We start from the raw sequence: 17,690 nt of genomic DNA on the forward strand, positions 1-17,690 counted from the left end.
AGGCGACTGCGGAGCGGTCTGAATATTGAGAAGGTATCGAACCTCTCCGCCGTCATCAGCCTTCACCCGCCCCATGCCATGCAGGGCGGGTTTTGATATTTTCGAGAGCCCGTTTCATGCGTGTAGACCTGTTCGATTTCGACCTGCCCGAGGAGAATATCGCCCTTCGCCCGGCGAACCCGCGCGATAGTGCGCGCCTGCTGGTGGTCGATCCGAATGTGGACCGCATGGAAGATCATCGCGTCTTCGATCTGATATCATTTCTGAAACCCGGCGATGCGCTGGTGTTTAACGATACCCGCGTCATTCCCGCCCAGCTTGAAGGGGTGCGGCTGCGTGAAGGCGCGCCGGAAACGGCAGTTTCGGCCACGCTGCACATGCGTGCCGACCAGTCGCGCTGGAAGGCTTTCGCGCGGCCCGGCAAGCGCATCAAGCAGGGTGACCGCATCCGTTTCGGTTACGAGCGCGACAATGCCTGCGGCCTTGCGCATCTCGAAGCCACCGTCGAGGAAAAGGGCGAGGAGGGCGAAATCACGCTGCTTTTCGACGTTTCCGGCCCGGTGCTCGATGAGGCGATTGCCTCCGTTGGTCATATTCCCCTGCCGCCCTATATCGCCGCCAAACGACCGGAAGATGCGCAGGACCAGACCGATTACCAGACCATTTACGCCCGCGAGAAGGGTGCCGTTGCCGCCCCCACCGCCGGGCTGCATTTCACGCCTGATCTTTTCGAGGCGTTGGACAAGGCCGGAATCGAACGGCACTTCGTTACACTTCACGTAGGGGCAGGTACCTTCCTTCCGGTGAAGTCCGACGATACCGACGATCACAAGATGCATTTCGAGATCGGCCATGTTTCCGAAGAAACGGCCGCTAAGCTCAATGCGGTCAAGGCGCGCGGCGGGCGGATCGTTTCTGTCGGCACCACGTCGCTGCGGTTGATCGAAAGCGCCACCGACGAAAATGGCGTCGTTCAGCCATGGTCCGGCGCGACCGGCATCTTCATCACGCCCGGATACCAGTTCCGCGCGGTTGATATTCTGATGACCAATTTCCACCTGCCGAAATCGACGCTGTTCATGCTCGTTTCGGCTTTCTGCGGTCTCGAAACGATGCGTGACGCTTATAAGCACGCCATCGAAACCGGATACCGCTTCTATTCCTATGGCGATTCCAGCCTGTTGTTCCGGAAGAACTGATGCACGACAAATTCACCTTCACCCTGAAAGCCACGAGTGGCGGCGCGCGCCTCGGCGAAGTCGCCATGCCGCGCGGTGTCATCCGCACGCCCGCCTTCATGCCTGTTGGCACGGTTGGTACCGTCAAGGCCATGTATCTCGATCAGGTGCGCGAACTGGGGGCCGATATCATTCTCGGCAATACCTATCACCTGATGCTGCGGCCCGGCCCGGAGCGTGTGGCAAGGCTCGGCGGCCTGCATGAGCTTATCCGCTGGCCGCATCCGATCCTCACCGACAGCGGTGGTTTTCAGGTCATGTCGCTTTCCGGCCTGCGCAAGCTGGACGAGAAGGGTGTGACCTTCAAGAGCCATGTGGACGGTTCGCTGCACCATATGTCGCCGGAACGCTCGATCGAAATTCAGGGCATGCTTGATTCGGACATCCAGATGCAGCTCGATGAATGCATCGCGCTGCCGGCCGAGCGCAAGGAAATCGAGCGCGCCATGGAAATGTCGCTGCGCTGGGCGGAGCGCTGCCGCGTCGCATTCGGCGAACAGCCTGGCAAGGCCATGTTCGGCATCGTGCAGGGCGGCGACCAGCCGGATCTGCGCATTCGTTCCGCCGAAGGCCTGAAGGAGCTTGATCTCAAGGGCTACGCGGTTGGCGGTCTCGCCGTCGGCGAACCACAGGATGTGATGCTGGGCATGCTCGACATCACATTGCCGGTTCTGCCCACCGAAAAGCCGCGTTACCTGATGGGCGTCGGTACGCCTGACGATATCCTGAAATCCGTGGCGCGTGGCATCGACATGTTCGACTGCGTGATGCCGACGCGCTCCGGCCGCCACGGGCTTGCCTTTACCCGTCGCGGTAGGGTCAATATCCGCAACGCCCGCCACGCCGAGGATATGCGCCCGCTGGACGAGCAATCCAACTGCCCGGCCTCGCGTGATTATTCCCGCGCCTATCTGCATCATCTCACGCGCTCCAACGAGGCGCTGGGCGGCATGCTGCTCTCCTGGCACAATCTTGCCTATTATCAGGAGCTGATGCAGGGTATCCGCAAGTCGATTGAGGAAGGCCGTTTCGCCGATTTTTATGCGGAAACCATCGAGATGTGGGCGCGGGGCGATATCGACCCGCTCTGACATTTCCCGACCTTTCTCCTGTTTCGGACGCTTTCCTTGGCACATGCGCCTTACGTTCTTTTCCGGGATGACACGACCGGCACGGTGACAGCCTTCACCGAGCCGGAAGAGATCATCGTCGCGGACGAGCCGGAGGCGTTTTTTGCCGCCCTGAAGCGCATGGAGCAGCTGCGCCGCGCCGGGAAATACCTTGCCGGCTATATGTCCTACGAGGCCGGTTTCCTGTTCGAGCCGAAGCTTGCGCCTTTTGCGACCGAGCCGCGCAACGTGCCGTTCCTTCGCTTCGGCGTCTTTTCCGGCCCGCAGCCGGATGAGGGGTGGTTTGCGCGTCCCGCAGACCTGCCGGATGCGGATGCATTTCTTTCCGATCCTGTGCCCGCATGGAGCCTAGAAGAATATTGCCAGCGCTTCGAGCGGCTGCACGGGCATCTGCGCCGGGGCGACTGTTATCAGGGCAATCTGACCATGCCGGTCCATGCGCGCTGGAGCGGCGATCCGCTCACGGCCTTCTGGTCGCTGGTCGAGCGCCAGCCGGTCAAATATGGCGCGCTGGTCGATCTTGGCGGACCTGTCATCCTGTCACGCTCGCCGGAACTGTTTTTCTCGGTCGACGGGCAAGGTTTTATCGAAACCCATCCGATGAAGGGCACGACGCCGCGCGGCGCGAATGCGCAAGAGGACCGCGCGATTATCGCGGCGATGCTTGAGGATGAAAAGACGCTCGCCGAAAACCGCATGATCGTCGATCTCCTGCGCAACGATATTTCCCGCATCACCGAGGTCGGCAGTCTCGACGTGCCGCGACTGTTCGATATCGAGACCTATCCCACCGTGCACCAGATGGTCAGCCATGTGCGGGCGAAGCTTTTGCCTGACGTGACGGTGGAAGGTATTTTCGCGGCGCTGTTTCCCTGCGGTTCGGTTACCGGCGCGCCGAAAATGTGGGCGATGAAGATACTGCGCGAACTGGAACAGACGCCGCGCGACGCCTATTGCGGCGCGATCGGCTTCATGTCCCCGAATGGTGAGATGCGCTTTTCGGTGGCAATCCGCACGCTGACCCTGTTCGACGGTGGCCGCGCGGTCTTCAATGTCGGCGGCGGCATTGTGTTCGATTCCGATGCCGAGGCGGAATATGATGAGTGTCTGCTGAAGTCGAAATTCGCGGTAGGCGACAGGTTGTTGCGGGGGTGATCAGCGCCCGATCACCTCAAACGCACCATCCTCAACCAGCACTTCCTTCGCCGCCGGATGACTTAGAAAACCCACGGGGCTGGCGCTGGCGCCATAGGCTCCCGATTGCAGGATGGCGAGGAGATCGCCGGCCTTAAGCTTCGGCAGGGCGGCGTTGCGGGCCAGTGTGTCGAGCGGGGTGCAGAGCGGGCCGACAATGGTTGCCGTCTCGTCGTAATCCGCCTGCATCATGGCCGGTGCGATGATGGGGTAGTTGCGTTTGACGATCTGGCCGAGATTGCCGGAGGCTGCCAGATGGTGGTGCATGCCGCCATCCGTCACCACGAAGGTGGTGCTGCGCGAGGTCTTTACCGAATTCACTTCCGCCACGTAGATACCGCCGGGACCGGCAAGGAAACGGCCGGGTTCGACGATGACGTGGGCATCGGCAATCAGCGGATGCGCCTGCATCAAGGCCTTGAGAGCGGGAATGGCGGCGCTGACTGCTGCTAGATCGAGCGGCGTTTCTCCGGTGAAATAGGGGATGCCGAGGCCGCCGCCGAGATCGATGGTTTCAAGTGGCCTGCCAAGCATTTCGGCCATGCGCGCCGCAAGCAGAATGGAGTGTCTCCATTGGGAGACAAGCATGTCGGCGTCGAGGATCTGCGTGCCGCCGTAAATATGGACACCGACGAGATCGATATGCCTGGTGCCCCTGAACAGCGGCAGGATATTTTCCAGCTCTTCCTCGTCGAATCCGAAGGCCGTGGCCTTGCCGCCCATGCGCATGGCGCCGGCCTGGGCATCCGGCACCGGATTGATGCGGATCGAGGCCTTGACCGGCTTGCCGATGGCTTCGATGCGGGCGATTTCCTCGGCGCTCTCGATATGGATTTCGCCGATGCCGCCCTCGATCACTTCCAGCAATTCAGCCTGGCGCTTGCCGGGGCCGGCGAAGATGATTTTTCCCGGCGCGACACCGGCCTTGATGGCGGCGCGATATTCACCAACGGAGGCGATTTCCGCACCGGCACCCTCTTCGTGGAACAGGGAGATGATGGCGGGCAGGGGATTTGCTTTCACCGAATAGTAGATATCGGCAAAACCACTGAGCGCGGTTGCGAGATTCCGATAAGCGCGGCGCATGGTGCTCGCGTCATAAAGGAAACACGGCGTTCCGGTCTCGGCAACGATATCGCGCACCGCAAGGCCACCGATGACAAGATCGTTTTCGTTGACCGTGAATTGCGCGGCTGCAAGGGCCGGGCCGTGGCTTTGGGGTTTATCCGTGGGCGCCATTGTCTGTCCGTTCACGCACCAGCGCGCGGTAATCCACCTTGCCATTGGCCGTGACCGGAAGCCGGTCGACCAGTTCGATGGCGCGCGGGATCATGAAGGGGGCGAGCATTTCGGCGGCTTTCTTGAGCGCTGCCGAAACATCGATATTCTCGTTGGCGGCGGTTGCCACGGCATGCACCTTTTCACCCGCAAACGGGTCCGGCAGGCCGATGACGGCGACCTGCTGGAAGAGGCCGGTCGACATCAGGCTTTCTTCCACCTCGGTCGGGCTGATGCGATAGCCTGATGATTTTATCATCGCGTCGTTGCGGGCAACGAAGCTGAAAAAGCCGTCCACGTCTTCCACCGCCAGATCGCCGGAATAACACACGGTTTCGCCGCCGCGTTCAGCCGGAATGAAAGGGTGAGGGCGCAGCACCTTGGCGGTATCTTCCGGCCGGTTCCAGTAACCCAGCGAAACGGTCGGGCCGCGATGGATGAGAATGCCGGGTTCGCCCGGTTTTGCCCTCTGTCCCTCAGCGGTGACGATGAAAATTTCACATTCCGGAATGGCCTTGCCGATGGAGGTCGGGCGACGGTCGATTTCTTCCGGTGGCAGAAAGGTGGAGCGGAAGGCCTCGGTCAGGCCATACATCAGGTAGATTTTCGTGTCCGGCAACTTTTCACGCAACGCCCTGACGGTTTCCTGCGGCACGCGCCCGCCGGAGTTGGTGATGTAGCGCAGCTGCGGCAACGGCGTTTTCGCCAGCAACGGCGCTGCTCGCGTCAGGATTGCCCAGACGGTCGGAACGCCGGCAAGCCCGGTAATGGCATGGTCGCGCAGATCCCGGACGATGTCGTCGCCGAGCCGGAAGGTGGAGATGATCGTCGTTGCACCCTGTTCCACCGCCGTCAGCAGCTGGTTCAGGCCATAATCGAAACTGAAGGGCAGGATGGAGAGAATGCGGTCCTTGCCGGTGATCTCCAGATAGGTGCGCACGATACGCGCTCCGGCCAGAAGATTGCGATGCGACAGCATGACGCCCTTGGGCGAGCCGGTGGAGCCGGAGGTATAGAGGATCGCCGCAAGGTCTTCGCCGATCGCTGTCGAGGCTTTGGCGGGTGCCATCGAGCGGCTGTCGATGTCTTCCGCCAGCAACACCTTGACCTCGGGCAGGTCTTCCAGCGCAACGTTCAGCTCGTCCACCATCGAAGCGTTGCTGATGACGATTTTCGCGCCGCAATCCCTGATGATATGGCGGATCTGCTGCGCCTTCAAAAGTGCATTGACCGGCACGAAAACGCAGGATGCCATGCTCACGCCGAAGATCGACCAGCATTCCTCGATGCCGCGCGGCAGGAAGATGACGACCCGGTCGCCGCGTTCCGTTCCCGCTTCCCGCAATGCCGCAGCACAACGCGCCGCCGCTTCGGAAAATTCGCGATAGCTCAGCGATTTTTCCTTGTAGACGAGCGCCTCATCGCCGCTTTCCGCCCGCGCGGTGAGCAGGTGGTGCAGCAGGACGTGGGGTGTCATTTCCGCCGTTCCTGCAAAACGAAGGCGATCAGATCGGCCGGCGTGCCGAGATTTTCCGGGGTGAAATGTTCGTCATTGAGAATGATGCCAAAACCTTCGCCGAGAAAGATCATCAATTCCAGAAAACCGAGCGAATCGATCACGCCGCCTTCAAGCAATTGCGTATCGGCCGCAAAAGGGGCGTGTGCCGGAAAACGCTGCGAGAGATAGGAGTAAACGGTCTCCGAGACATCGACTTCCCTAAGTTTGGCTGAAAGCATGCTCATTCTCCGCTCGTTCGCGTTCGGGACAAATCCTGGCCGAAGCGCATTTTCTTCTTTGCAGGCAAGGTTTTAACGCTGGCTTTTCAAGTGCGTCCCAATACCCAGGGTGGCAATAACACCAATTCTGAGTATGTTTCGTTAATAAACCGTGGGTTCCATGCGCCCTTTACTTGTATTGGCGAGGATTTGAGTATGGCAAACCCGCCGGCGTCTCGCTCCTGATCGGAAGCCGCTATGGTCACCGCAAGCCGGCCCTTGCCAAGAAGATGGCGGGCGATTGCCGAAATGTGCCTTTGCGCGACCTGCCGGTCCTCGCAATAGATGAGGCGCGCGGAGGGCAGTCTCTTGGTCGTGGTTTTTAAAAACACCAGCGGATAATGGCGGCCATCCGTCTCCATGACCGCGACGATACAGCCGAAACGCGCGTGATCCTCCAGCATGTCGCGCGTAGCGGCGGAAAGCGTGCCCTGCGCCACCTCGGCAAGCGGGCGGAGTCGCGCGCCAGCCGGGCCAAACGCCCTTAACGGTAAGGGATAAAAGAGCGTGTAATTCGTTACCGTTGCAAACCCCAGTCTCTCGTTCAGCTTGCAGGCTTCGGACGATGGGGTGAGATCGGTGAAGATGTCTTCGTCGGAGGATGTTGCCATTTGCAGCATACGCGGTGCAAACCAACGGCTGGATGGCTCGACATACCAGCTGGACAGGTTGACGACTGTCCTGTCGGTATCGGGCAGGCGGCTTCGGATCGTCAAGAGAACGCCCACGGCATCGTCGCCCTTCATCAGCAATTGCCCGATGGCGCCGAGGTTCTGCCGCTGGTGATGGTCGCTTATCAGGGATATCCCGAGCGCCCAGAAGGCTTCGCTCTTTTCCGGAAAACCTTTCGTCAGAAGGGCAACGGCAGCGACGCGATTTCCGTTGTCGATCGGTACGGTTCTCAGAGGTCGCTCCCGCTATCTGGCGTCGTTTCGGGCGGGGAGAGGTTTTTCAACTCCACCGCGCAATATTGGCATACGACGATAGATTTACCGTCCCGTTAATCGGTACGGCTGCAAGGTGCGAAGCTGTTCATATTTGCATCAAGTCATATTTGCATGAATGGCAGACGCGCGGCGCGCGCGCCTGCTATTGTTATTAGTCGATCAATAGACCACAACGCCGCGAATGCTTTCGCCCTTGTGCATCAGCTCGAAGCCCTTGTTGATGTCTTCGAGCGGCATGGTGTGGGTGATCATCGGATCGATCTGGATCTTGCCCTCCATGTACCAGTCGACGATCTTCGGCACGTCGGTGCGGCCGCGCGCGCCGCCGAATGCGGTGCCCATCCAGTTGCGGCCGGTGACCAGCTGGAACGGACGCGTGGAGATTTCCTGACCGGCACCGGCAACGCCGATGATGACCGACTTGCCCCAGCCGCGATGCGAAGATTCCAGCGCCTGACGCATGACCTTGGTATTGCCGGTGCAGTCGAACGTGTAATCCGCACCGCCGATCAGGTCGCCATTGCGCTTCGTCATGTTGACGAGATAGGGCACGATGTCATCGCCGACTTCCTTCGGGTTGACGAAGTGGGTCATGCCGAACTTCTCGCCCCAGGCTTTGCGGTCATTGTTGATATCGACACCGATGATCATGTCGGCGCCGGCAAGACGCAGGCCCTGCAGAACGTTGAGACCAATGCCGCCGAGACCGAAGACGATTGCCGTCGAGCCGATCTCTACCTTGGCGGTATTGATGACGGCGCCGATGCCGGTCGTCACGCCGCAGCCGATATAGCAGACCTTGTCGAAGGGGGCGTCAGGATTGATCTTGGCAAGGGCGATCTCCGGCAGGACCGTGAAGTTCGAGAAAGTCGAGCAGCCCATATAGTGATGGATCTTGTCCTTGCCGATCGAGAAGCGGCTGGTGCCGTCGGGCATCACGCCCTGGCCCTGGGTGGCGCGGATGGAGGTGCAGAGATTGGTCTTGCGCGAGGTGCAGGAATAGCACTCGCGGCATTCCGGCGTATAGAGCGGAATGACGTGATCGCCCTTCTTGACCGAGGTAACACCCGGGCCAACGTCAACGACGATGCCGGCGCCCTCATGGCCGAGGATGGCTGGGAACAGGCCTTCCGGATCGGCACCGGAGAGCGTGAAATCGTCGGTGTGGCAGATGCCGGTCGCCTTGACCTCGATCAGCACTTCGCCGAAGCGAGGGCCTTCGAGTTGAACGGTCATGACCTCAAGCGGCTTTCCGGCCTGAATGGCAACTGCGGCGCGAACGTCCATATCTTATCTCCTGGCATTGTCTTGTGATTGAACAGGGCTGTTTTGCCCGAGCTTGGCTGGAGGGACAAGGGGCGAGCCAAAGTTTGTGTTTTCGGAAGTGGCCGTGAAATGAAATCCCGCACTGCCGTCAGTCGGTCACATGCCCCTTTAGATACTCGCTAATTTATTAATAAATAAATTAAGAATATGAATTTGCTTCATATTTTTGAGTTCCGGTTGAGCTTTGATTTACGGTTTGCGTGTTAATTGACCCCTGTATTTTCAGTGGTCAGGCGAGGTTGCTCGAAAAGCAGCCCCGTCGGCGACCAGCGCGCAATTTTCAAGCGACCGGCGTCAGCCGGGTATTTTTAAACGTCGCAGAAAGCCAGGGCTGCCGCTTTTCAAAGCGCGCCTTTCCCATGGCGATGAGCGACATGAGACGGTGTTTTGATGACGAGCAGATGGATAACAAAAGCAGCATCGAAAAGGGCGCCGTTTTCGTCGTTCCTCAAAGATCGCGCGGGCACCTTCGCCATCATGACCGCGCTGCTGCTGCCGGTCTTCATCATTTTGCTTGGGCTGCTTTTTGAAGGCGGCAGGGCGCTGGCATATTACAGCCAGTCCAAGCGGGTCATGGCGATGGCGTGCGAAAGAGCCACCAAGCCCACGCGCACCTATACGTTGCTTGACCGCGTCAGGCGTGACAATGTGGCCGCGGCCTTCGATGCCATGATTCAATCCACCAAGCAAAAGGTCCTCTCGCGCCAGGTGGAGGTGGACTGGACCACGACGAAGATCAAGGCTGAGTTCAGTTACGGTCTGATTTTCTCGGAGATGTTCAATCTCGATAAGCTGAAATATCGCCTAGATGAGTCCTGCGAAGGCATCCCGCCCTATCCCGAGGACGATGCGGTCATCATCGACAATATGTTCGAGAGCAACGCTCTCGGCGTCGAGCGAGTTCTGAAAAACGGCGTCACCAAGGAAACCCCCGGCGGCTGCTGGGGTGTCTATCCATATTCGGAAATCGGATGGGATGGCGGGACCGGACCCGGCGTCGAGTTGCAGGACTGGAGCAGCCCCTGCTGCCGCCGCAATCACAACTGGCAGGGTTATCCGGCGGGCATGGAGAGCAAGAAACTCAACGGGGCCCCCACCGCGAACGACTTGGCCTGCACGCTGAAGGAGGCCAATAAGGTAAAGACCACCGACAAGAACGAAATTGAAAAGAAGGCGGGCACCGAGCTCTCATTGCCAACCCGTTATGTCATGGAACTCGACAGCGACTGGGGACCGCCGGCGCCCGGCAAGAAAAAAAATATCGAAGCCAATAGCTCGATCTACAAGGATGTCGAGCTTCACCCCGGGATATATAAGATCATGGTTTGGTATAATGGGCGCCGGGCCGTCGAGGACGTCGAAAAAAACGAACGGAATCAAGATTTCGCTACAGCAACGGCTCCCCACCCTGAAACCTCAGCAGAAGGTGTGGGAAATGGCTCAGGATAAAAACAATATCGCTTGGACGCCGAGGGATTACAGTTTCAGGGTCAAGGCTTACTCCATCTATCGGGTGACGATCGAGGCTACCGGACTGAGCGACAGCTTCGGCGGCATCATCACGGGCTTCCAGCTTATCTATGTGGATCGAATGGAAGAAGGCTGAGATGAAGTCTTTTCTTTCCCCGCGTCAGGATAAAAGCTGCGGTGACCCGCGCGGATGCCGGTTCACGCATGGGGCATGTTACCGGCTGTTTGGCGACCGAAAGGCGGCAACGGCGGTGGAGACGGCGCTGCTGTTGCCGCTGTTTTTTGGACTGATTTTCGGGACGCTCGAAATCGGCCTGTTGATGCTCTATTATCTCTATCTCTCTTTTGCCTCGAATGCGGGCATCGAGTATCTCCGCAAGGCGGCGGCCGACGGCAGGCCGGCGACCGAGATTGCGCTGCGTAAGGCAATCGCCTCCCATTTCATTGGAGGGACGGACGAAACCAATCTCAAGATTGCCCTTTTGCCGATTCCCGACGACGATATTGCCGAAGCCAAGGTGCCCACACCGATCGCGAACGATTTCCGCCCGCTCGCCGATACCGCCGGGCAGTACATTCTGGCGATCGGTTACAACTGGAATTTTTTGATGCCGACGACGCGTATCCTCGTGCCGGACACGGGGGGCATTCATCAGTTGCGCAACATTTCCCTGGCGATCACTGCCGTGCGGGTGACCGAATGAAAAAGACGACACGGTTTTTGCGTCTTGCTGGTTTTGGCCGTTGCCGCTCTGGCGCTGCGGCGGTGGAAATGGGGCTTCTGGCACCGCTGCTCGTCCTTATGCTTGCGGTGGTCATTGAGATCGGGCGGGGCTGGCTGAGCTATGACCGGTTCATGACGATCGTCGACAATTCAGCGCGCTGGGCGGCAAGATTTCCTGAATTCGAGGAAAGGGTGCGCACGGGGGTTCCGAGTTTCGTCGTGCTTTCCGGCAGCGGCATTCTCCAGACGGGCAAACTCGACCTGACGTTGAGAAGCGTCAAACTGGTGGATAAGGTCGCCCGGCTGCAATTTCCCGCCCACAATTTTCTGGGCTCTGCCGAAGATGTGCCGTGGGAGAAAACCGTGATTGCCAACGGTTTCGTTGCTCAGGAGGCTGTCATCGTCGTCTCCGGTCGCTACAGCTACCAGCCGCTGATCTCGGTCCTCGCCGATATCACGCTCAAATTCGAATATGTTGCGGCTGTTAACCCGTTCTTTTCCCAGCGATATCCGTACCAGAGCGGCAAATCGGATTTTGCAAAGTGGAATCTTAAACGCTCGCCATTCAAAGCCGACTGAGCGGCCTCAAAGCGCGTGTGTCTCGTCCCTGTTTCCGCCGAGCCACTCCGCACAATCCTTCAATGCCCTTGCTGCAACCAGCTGGCGTTTCATAATTGTCTTGTCCTTGCCGCGAAAACGTTTCACGCCATCAGGCTTGACGATGGAGCCCGGTTCCAGTTCCGGGAACAGGCCGAAATTGATGTTCATCGGCTGGAAGGAGCGTTTGCCCGGCTCGTCGTTCGAGGAGAGGTGGCCGCCGGTGATGTGGTTGAGAAGCGAGCCAAGCGCGGTGGTTGCGGGCGGCAGGCTCGGGGCTTCGCCTTTCCGTTCAGCAGCGGCGAAACGGCCGGCCAGAAGCCCGACGGATGCGCTTTCCACATAACCCTCGCAGCCGGTGATCTGGCCGGCGAAACGCAGGTCCGGTCGCGATTTCAGCTTCAGCGACGGATCGAGCAGGATGGGGGAATCGATATAGGTGTTGCGGTGCAGGCCGCCCAGCCTTGCGAATTCCGCATTTTCGAGACCCGGTATCATGCGGAACACATCCGCCTGCGCGCCGTATTTCAGCTTGGTCTGGAAACCGACCATGTTGTAGAGCGTGCCGAGCGCGTTGTCCTGGCGAAGCTGGACCACGGCATAGGCCTTGACGGTGGGGTTATGGGCATTGGTCAGCCCCATCGGTTTCATCGGGCCATGACGCAGTGTCTGGCGGCCGCGCTCGGCCATGATCTCGATCGGCAGGCAGCCGTCGAAATAGGGCGTGCCTTCCCATTCCTTGAAACCCACCGTGTCGCCGGCGATCAGCGCGTCGATAAAGGCGTTGTATTGTTCCTCGTCCATCGGGCAGTTGATGTAATCCTTGCCCGTGCCGCCGGGGCCGACCTTGTCGTAACGCGACTGGTACCAGCAGATATCCATATTGATGCTGTCGCGGTGCACGATGGGGGCAATGGCGTCGAAAAAGGCCAGCGCATCCTCACCCGTCTGCGCCTGAACCGCCGCCGCCAGATCCGGCGAGGTGAGCGGGCCGGTGGCGATGATGCTGCTGCCCCATTCCTTCGGCGGCAGGCCGGTTACTTCTTCGCGCAGGATCGTCACCAGTGGGTGACTTTCGAGCTTATCCGTCACGGCCTGCGAAAATCCGTCGCGATCGACGGCAAGCGCGCCGCCGGCCGGCACCTGATGCCTGTCGGCGCAGGCCATGATCAGCGATCCGGCAAGCCGCATTTCGGCATGGATAACGCCGACAGCGTTCGCAGTCGCATCGTCGGAGCGGAAGGAGTTGGAACAGACCAGTTCCGCCAGCGTATCGCCCTTATGCGCATCCGTGCCACGCACGCCGCGCATTTCGTGCAGGATGACGGGAACGCCGCTCTCAGCGATCTGCCAGGCGGCTTCCGAACCGGCCAGTCCGCCGCCCACGACGTGAATGGGAGAATAGGTCTTGTCTTGCATACTGGCGTCCATAGGCCGCGCGGGGGCAGAGGCCCCGTCCGGCGGCTGTCTTTCGAGTGATTGTTCCGCGCAGGTCCCGAAGGACGCGTTTTTCAGGGCGATGCACTACCACGCATGGCCGCGACAGCCAAATGTTTTTGCGGGTGGGGGGCTGATGGGGATTGTCGTAGGGTGTCTGTGGAACGAGCGGTTGCGTCCTGCTTTCTTCTCCCCGCCGGGGAGAAGGTCGCGGCAGCGGGATGAGGGGGCAAGGGTTGTGAGATGCGGAGAGCTTGCCCCCCTCATCCGACCCTTCGGGCCACCTTCTCCCCGGGCGGGGAGAAGAAATGTGCCGCGCCGCCGAGACTTTATCGGTCGCCTTTGGCGCTCGTTATAGGCCGCAACGGAAGACTCACTCCCGCAGATACCGCCAGAATCAAAAACGGCGCCAGAGGCGCCGCTTTCTTTTACCTGTCGCTCAATCGTCGCGCCCTGGAGGTCGGGCAGCGGGACGATCGTTTACGCCTTAGCGGAACGAACGGGAAGCTACGTTACGGATGTCGTAACGGGTCAGGCCGATGTCGCTCAGGGCCTGGTTGGAGAGGCTGCCGAGTTCGTTGATCGTGCGGCGGTAGGAGATCCAGTTCTTTGCGATGCGGATAGGGTTCATGATCGTGTCCTCAATCTTTCTTTGATTTCGTCGGCCGGCTCAGTGTTTCTGTGCTCTCGGCTGTTGAGGTTTTATATATAGACATTAAGCCATGTTGTGCAGTGCAGATTTTAGGCTACTGCCATGCATTTGTGCACTATGTCGGCTAATTTTACGGCTTTGAGTATCGTATGGGCAAAATATGAGCGGAAATGCCTGTCTTTCGGGCGGTTTTGAGGGATTTTGCAGGTTTGGGCGGTGTCGAGCCGGCTTTTTCTGCCCTGAACGGTGCTGAAAGGGCTGTCTGCCTCCCTCCGCGTCTCAGTAGCGACCTATCTGATCGGCGCTTTTTTCATCTGTTTGTCACGCGCGCATGCAGATGCGGCGGAATGGCTCTATTCCGAGAGGATGCCCAAAACGAAAAAAAGGCCGGAGGCGGGGAGCCTCTGGCCTTTTGGGAGGGTCGTCTCACATCCGCCGCATTCAAGCGGCGGAGCGTATTAGATGCCGACGGCGGTGCGTGCAACGCGGCGGATGTCCTGACGGCCAATGCCGAGGTCACTCAGTTCGCGGTCGGTCATGCGGCCGAGTTCGTTTACGGTCTGACGATACTTGCGCCAGTTGGTCAGCGAGCGTGTAATGTTCATTGTCATCTTCCTCTTCGTGCTGTCCAGCATCTCCGGCCCGTCTTGGGAGGATTGGGTCGGTGGCTGAACTCGATCTCTGTATGACCATGAATATAATCGGTTTAATCAAAACAAAAACAGACAAAGCAAGATGCCACCTATGCATGAAATGCAATGCAAGCCGGTAAATGACCCCAATTGCGGCGATTAATGCATAATTTGTGACCAATTTGTGTGCTTTTGGTGAACTCGCCGGCATCTGCCGCTACCCAGCCGTGCGGTCCGGCCGAATGGAACGGGCGGGCAGGGCGAGAGCGGGGTGCAAAGGCCGTTCGCGTACGGGATTCGGTCGAAGGCGCAATGTTCTCGCAAAACGACAGGCGGGACGTCCTATATATAATGTCATGTAGCCGCATAAATGTTGCGCGCTTCTCCTATCGAGGGTTCATGTGGCCGGGCGGGGAAGATAGAGGCGGGCCTGTCATTCTCCGGCCCTTGTTTGGCAGGGCTTTGCGGCCGCGCTATTGCCTTTTGCCCGGGCGCGGTTTGGCAAAAGCGTGCTCGTCGTCTTTTGTCGCCGCAGCGGACGGTAAGAAAAGTCCTGATGAAACGAAAGGCAGGGGACAAGGCGTGCTTGACCCTTCCAGAACATTGTGACATACCGCCGCCCAACGTGCGGGTATGGCGGAATTGGTAGACGCATTGGTTTTAGGTACCAACGCTTCGGCGTGGGAGTTCGAGTCTCTCTACCCGCACCACAAGCAAAGCATGGCTGTGCCACGCTTGTGCCAGAGTGCATCTTTAGTGATGCAGGGAGCTTCGGGGTTCATCATCCCCCTCGCGCCCTTGTCTCGGGCGCGAGCGCAATTTTGTCCGGCAGGCGCTTGTGTGAAGAAATAATGGAAGCCACGGCCGGGGAACGATGTTTCCGGCGCAGTGCTCGAAAGTAAACCAACGGCTGTCTGAGCACCGCCGCCATGATGTGAAGGTTTGAGAAAATGCAGGTTATCGAAACGCTGGCTGAAGGCCTGAAGCGCGAACTCAAGGTCGTTATTCCGGCTGCCGACATGAAGGCCCGTCTGGACGAGCGCCTGGTTGACGCCAAGGACAAGGTTCGCATCAACGGCTTCCGTCCCGGCAAGGTGCCGATGGGCCATCTGAAGAAGATGTACGGCAAGTCCATCATGGCTGACCTCGTCAACGAGCTGGTTCGTGAAAAGCCTTCCGAAATCCTCTCCAGCCGCGGCGAGAAGTCTGCAACGCAGCCGGCGATCTCCATGACCGAAGACGAGCAGGAAGCCGAAAAGATCCTTTCGGCCGAAACCGATTTCGAATTCACCGTTGCCTACGAAATCATCCCGGCCATCGAACTGAAGGCCAATGACGGTATCAAGGTTACCCGCGAAGTTGTTGAAGTCTCCGAAGACGAAATCAACGAGCAGATCCTCAAGATCGCTGAAAGCGCCCGTACCTACGAGACCAAGAAGGGCAAGGCCGCCGACGGCGACCGCGTCACCATGAACTATCTCGGCAAGGTTGACGGCGTTGCCTTCGACGGCGGCGCGGCTGAAGACGCTGAACTGGTTCTCGGTTCTGGCCGCTTCATCCCCGGCTTCGAAGACCAGCTCGTTGGCGTCAAGGCCGGCGACGAAAAGACCATCACCGTGACCTTCCCGGCCGACTACCCGGCTGCGAACCTTGCTGGCAAGGACGCCACCTTCGACGTCACCGTCAAGGAAGTTGCTGCTGCCGCCGAAGTCGAAATCAACGACGAACTGGCAACCAAGCTCGGTCTCGAATCGGCTGAAAAGCTGAAGGAAATCGTTCGCGGCCAGATCGAAAGCCAGTACGGCAACGTCACCCGCCAGAAGGTCAAGCGTCAGATCCTCGACCAGCTCGACGAGATGTACAAGTTCGACACACCGGCTGGCCTCGTTGACGCCGAGTTTGACAACATCTGGCGCCAGATCAACACCGATCTCGCCCAGTCCGGCAAGACCTTCGCTGACGAAGACACGACCGAAGAAGAAGCCCGCGAAGAATATCGCAAGCTTGCTGAACGTCGCGTTCGTCTCGGCCTCGTTCTCTCCGAAATCGGCGAAAAGGCCGGTGTTGAAGTGACCGAAGAAGAAATGCAGCGCGCGCTGTTCCAGCAGCTGCAGCAGTTCCCCGGCCAGCAGAAGGAAATCCTCGATTTCTTCCGCAACACGCCCGGCGCTTCCGCTTCGCTGCGCGCTCCGATCTTCGAAGAAAAGGTCATTGACAAGCTGCTCTCCGAAATCTCGGTAACGGACAAGACCGTTTCCAAGGAAGAGCTTCTGGCTGACGACGGCGAAGAAGAAACAGACACCAAGAAGAAGGCTCCGGCCAAGAAAAAGGCTGCTGCCAAGGCTGACGACGCTGCTGAAGGCGAAGAAGCCGCTCCGAAGAAGAAGGCTCCGGCCAAGAAGAAGGCCGCCGAAGGCGACGCCGAATAATCTTCTTCAGTGGAAGCTGATTGAATTGAAGGGCCGTGGCGAAAGCTGCGGCCTTTTTTGTTTGGGCCGTGTGGCGTTTTGCAACAGGGATGCCCGGCTTATGCCAAAGGTTTGAACCTTCCGACATCGTTGCGTCATCCTCCATTATTATCGTTCGAGACCGTGGCCGCCGGGTGAGAAGGCATTGGTAACATCGCCACACGAACCTGGGAAATGTCGAACGGGAGTGCCATGGGCGTCAGAAACTATTTGATCGAGGGCGTCTCTGGAGCCGGCAAGACTTCGGTTGCCACCGAACTGCAGCGGCGCGGCTACCACGTCATTCATGGCGACCGTGAACTGGCATACAAAGGTGATCCTGAAACCGGCGAGCCGCTCGATCTCAGCCTGTATTTACCGGACAATCTGGACGCGGCTTTCCATCATCGGCACCATCTTTGGAATGTCGGAAAAGTTCATTTGCTTGCGGCGGATCAAAGTTACCCGGTGACCTTCTTCTGTGGCGGTTCGAGAAATTTTCACCGTTTCATCGATGTGTTCGATGACGTCTTCGTTCTGGACGTCGATTCAGTCACATTGCAGAGGCGGCTCGCGGAGCGGCCAGAGGACGAGTTTGGCGGAAACGCGGCCGAACGGCAATTTGTCCTGCAACTGCATGCGACGAAAGAAGACCTTCCCGTCAATGCAACTGTTGTTGACACATCGAGGCCTCTAGGCGCGGTGGTGGATGATGTTTTGGCCCGTTGTGTCGGCCCGGCCGTAGACAAATAGCAGCCGTCGCGTTCCGTAACCTTCGTTTTGATCACAATGCGGTGCAGCATGATTTTTTGCTGCATCTGCTCTTGTTCATCTCCCGTTCA

General features: G+C 58.9%; 17 protein-coding genes and 1 tRNA gene. 10 read left to right on the forward strand and 8 right to left on the reverse strand.

What is annotated here, in order from left to right; translation table 11 throughout:
• Positions 1–116 precede the first annotated feature (116 nt).
• The 3 genes from queA to RBH10_RS14470 are packed head-to-tail and all read left to right on the forward strand — an operon-like array spanning position 117 to position 3,523.
• Positions 117–1,199 carry a tRNA preQ1(34) S-adenosylmethionine ribosyltransferase-isomerase QueA gene (gene queA / locus RBH10_RS14460; protein WP_281036744.1) on the forward strand — a complete coding sequence of 361 codons (1,083 nt, stop codon included), beginning with the start codon at positions 117–119 and terminating at the stop codon, positions 1,197–1,199.
• Positions 1,199–2,329: a tRNA guanosine(34) transglycosylase Tgt gene (gene tgt, locus RBH10_RS14465; protein ID WP_281036743.1), complete on the forward strand. Its 1,131-nt coding sequence runs from the start codon at positions 1,199–1,201 to the stop codon at positions 2,327–2,329. The genes queA and tgt overlap by 1 nt, the downstream gene beginning before the upstream one ends.
• Before the next feature lie 36 nt (positions 2,330–2,365).
• The gene (locus tag RBH10_RS14470) at positions 2,366–3,523 is read left to right on the forward strand and encodes an aminodeoxychorismate synthase component I (protein WP_281036742.1); all 1,158 of its coding nucleotides are present in this window, start codon (positions 2,366–2,368) and stop codon (positions 3,521–3,523) included.
• Here the strand turns inward: RBH10_RS14470 and RBH10_RS14475 are convergent, their stop codons facing one another.
• From RBH10_RS14475 to RBH10_RS14495, 5 genes are all read right to left on the reverse strand, one after another.
• Complete coding sequence (locus tag RBH10_RS14475; RefSeq protein ID WP_281036741.1) at positions 3,524–4,801, reverse strand: type III PLP-dependent enzyme; 1,278 nt, start codon at positions 4,799–4,801, stop codon at positions 3,524–3,526.
• Positions 4,785–6,317, reverse strand: a complete 1,533-nt coding sequence (locus RBH10_RS14480; RefSeq protein ID WP_281036740.1) for an AMP-binding protein — start codon at positions 6,315–6,317, stop codon at positions 4,785–4,787. Before RBH10_RS14480 ends, RBH10_RS14475 begins: the two co-directional genes overlap by 17 nt.
• Positions 6,314–6,577, reverse strand: coding sequence for an acyl carrier protein (locus RBH10_RS14485; RefSeq protein WP_045024757.1), 264 nt, complete (start codon positions 6,575–6,577; stop codon positions 6,314–6,316). Before RBH10_RS14485 ends, RBH10_RS14480 begins: the two co-directional genes overlap by 4 nt.
• 86 nt (positions 6,578–6,663) lie before the next feature.
• Positions 6,664–7,422: a hypothetical protein gene (locus RBH10_RS14490; protein ID WP_306180942.1), complete on the reverse strand. Its 759-nt coding sequence runs from the start codon at positions 7,420–7,422 to the stop codon at positions 6,664–6,666.
• A gap of 300 nt (positions 7,423–7,722) precedes the next feature.
• On the reverse strand, positions 7,723–8,850 hold the full coding sequence (locus tag RBH10_RS14495; RefSeq protein WP_045024761.1) for an S-(hydroxymethyl)glutathione dehydrogenase/class III alcohol dehydrogenase: 1,128 nt from the start codon (positions 8,848–8,850) through the stop codon (positions 7,723–7,725).
• Positions 8,851–9,279: 429 nt separating this feature from the next.
• On the opposite strand from RBH10_RS14495, the gene RBH10_RS14500 reads away from it, so the two are divergent.
• From RBH10_RS14500 to RBH10_RS14515, 4 genes are all read left to right on the forward strand, one after another.
• Positions 9,280–10,338 (forward strand): TadE/TadG family type IV pilus assembly protein, encoded by a 1,059-nt coding sequence (locus RBH10_RS14500; RefSeq protein WP_281036738.1) that lies wholly within the window; start codon positions 9,280–9,282, stop codon positions 10,336–10,338.
• The gene (locus RBH10_RS14505) at positions 10,325–10,495 is read left to right on the forward strand and encodes a hypothetical protein (RefSeq protein WP_281036737.1); all 171 of its coding nucleotides are present in this window, start codon (positions 10,325–10,327) and stop codon (positions 10,493–10,495) included. Before RBH10_RS14500 ends, RBH10_RS14505 begins: the two co-directional genes overlap by 14 nt.
• Positions 10,496–10,610: 115 nt before the next feature.
• Entirely contained in the window at positions 10,611–11,063 is a 453-nt protein-coding gene (locus RBH10_RS14510; RefSeq protein ID WP_306180676.1) for a TadE/TadG family type IV pilus assembly protein, read from the forward strand.
• Positions 11,060–11,662, forward strand: a complete 603-nt coding sequence (locus RBH10_RS14515) for a TadE/TadG family type IV pilus assembly protein (protein WP_281036735.1) — start codon at positions 11,060–11,062, stop codon at positions 11,660–11,662. The genes RBH10_RS14510 and RBH10_RS14515 overlap by 4 nt, the downstream gene beginning before the upstream one ends.
• Before the next feature lie 6 nt (positions 11,663–11,668).
• Here RBH10_RS14515 and trmFO read toward each other — a convergent pair whose 3' ends face one another.
• From trmFO to RBH10_RS14530, 3 genes are all read right to left on the reverse strand, one after another.
• Positions 11,669–13,111 (reverse strand): methylenetetrahydrofolate--tRNA-(uracil(54)-C(5))-methyltransferase (FADH(2)-oxidizing) TrmFO, encoded by a 1,443-nt coding sequence (gene trmFO, locus RBH10_RS14520; protein ID WP_281036734.1) that lies wholly within the window; start codon positions 13,109–13,111, stop codon positions 11,669–11,671.
• Between the two features lie 493 nt (positions 13,112–13,604).
• Positions 13,605–13,748 (reverse strand): DUF1127 domain-containing protein, encoded by a 144-nt coding sequence (locus tag RBH10_RS14525; RefSeq protein ID WP_003515516.1) that lies wholly within the window; start codon positions 13,746–13,748, stop codon positions 13,605–13,607.
• A gap of 479 nt (positions 13,749–14,227) precedes the next feature.
• Complete coding sequence (locus RBH10_RS14530; protein WP_071242764.1) at positions 14,228–14,374, reverse strand: DUF1127 domain-containing protein; 147 nt, start codon at positions 14,372–14,374, stop codon at positions 14,228–14,230.
• Between the two features lie 654 nt (positions 14,375–15,028).
• Here RBH10_RS14530 and RBH10_RS14535 point away from each other — a divergent pair.
• From RBH10_RS14535 to RBH10_RS14545, 3 genes are all read left to right on the forward strand, one after another.
• A tRNA-Leu gene (locus RBH10_RS14535) sits at positions 15,029–15,111 on the forward strand.
• Between the two features lie 240 nt (positions 15,112–15,351).
• Positions 15,352–16,830, forward strand: coding sequence for a trigger factor (gene tig / locus RBH10_RS14540; RefSeq protein ID WP_281036733.1), 1,479 nt, complete (start codon positions 15,352–15,354; stop codon positions 16,828–16,830).
• 231 nt (positions 16,831–17,061) lie between these two features.
• On the forward strand, positions 17,062–17,601 hold the full coding sequence (locus tag RBH10_RS14545; RefSeq protein WP_281036732.1) for an AAA family ATPase: 540 nt from the start codon (positions 17,062–17,064) through the stop codon (positions 17,599–17,601).
• Positions 17,602–17,690 lie beyond the last annotated feature (89 nt).

It is taken from the genome of Rhizobium sp. AN73 (genome assembly GCF_030757975.1).
In the GTDB taxonomy this organism is placed as follows: Bacteria; Pseudomonadota; Alphaproteobacteria; order Rhizobiales; family Rhizobiaceae; genus Agrobacterium; species Agrobacterium arsenijevicii.

What these genes read in the sequence shown, in the direction of transcription:
- RBH10_RS14530 (WP_071242764.1), bottom strand. Translation starts at nt 14,374, where the DNA reads ATGAACATTACACGCTCGCTGACCAACTGGCGCAAGTATCGTCAGACC.
- RBH10_RS14505 (WP_281036737.1), top strand. Translation starts at nt 10,325, where the DNA reads ATGGCTCAGGATAAAAACAATATCGCTTGGACGCCGAGGGATTACAGT.
- RBH10_RS14515 (WP_281036735.1), top strand. Translation starts at nt 11,060, where the DNA reads ATGAAAAAGACGACACGGTTTTTGCGTCTTGCTGGTTTTGGCCGTTGC.
- RBH10_RS14485 (WP_045024757.1), bottom strand. Translation starts at nt 6,577, where the DNA reads ATGCTTTCAGCCAAACTTAGGGAAGTCGATGTCTCGGAGACCGTTTAC.
- tgt (WP_281036743.1), top strand. Translation starts at nt 1,199, where the DNA reads ATGCACGACAAATTCACCTTCACCCTGAAAGCCACGAGTGGCGGCGCG.
- RBH10_RS14500 (WP_281036738.1), top strand. Translation starts at nt 9,280, where the DNA reads ATGACGAGCAGATGGATAACAAAAGCAGCATCGAAAAGGGCGCCGTTT.
- RBH10_RS14475 (WP_281036741.1), bottom strand. Translation starts at nt 4,801, where the DNA reads ATGGCGCCCACGGATAAACCCCAAAGCCACGGCCCGGCCCTTGCAGCC.
- tig (WP_281036733.1), top strand. Translation starts at nt 15,352, where the DNA reads ATGCAGGTTATCGAAACGCTGGCTGAAGGCCTGAAGCGCGAACTCAAG.
- RBH10_RS14480 (WP_281036740.1), bottom strand. Translation starts at nt 6,317, where the DNA reads ATGACACCCCACGTCCTGCTGCACCACCTGCTCACCGCGCGGGCGGAA.
- RBH10_RS14545 (WP_281036732.1), top strand. Translation starts at nt 17,062, where the DNA reads ATGGGCGTCAGAAACTATTTGATCGAGGGCGTCTCTGGAGCCGGCAAG.
- queA (WP_281036744.1), top strand. Translation starts at nt 117, where the DNA reads ATGCGTGTAGACCTGTTCGATTTCGACCTGCCCGAGGAGAATATCGCC.
- trmFO (WP_281036734.1), bottom strand. Translation starts at nt 13,111, where the DNA reads ATGGACGCCAGTATGCAAGACAAGACCTATTCTCCCATTCACGTCGTG.
- RBH10_RS14495 (WP_045024761.1), bottom strand. Translation starts at nt 8,850, where the DNA reads ATGGACGTTCGCGCCGCAGTTGCCATTCAGGCCGGAAAGCCGCTTGAG.
- RBH10_RS14525 (WP_003515516.1), bottom strand. Translation starts at nt 13,748, where the DNA reads ATGAACCCTATCCGCATCGCAAAGAACTGGATCTCCTACCGCCGCACG.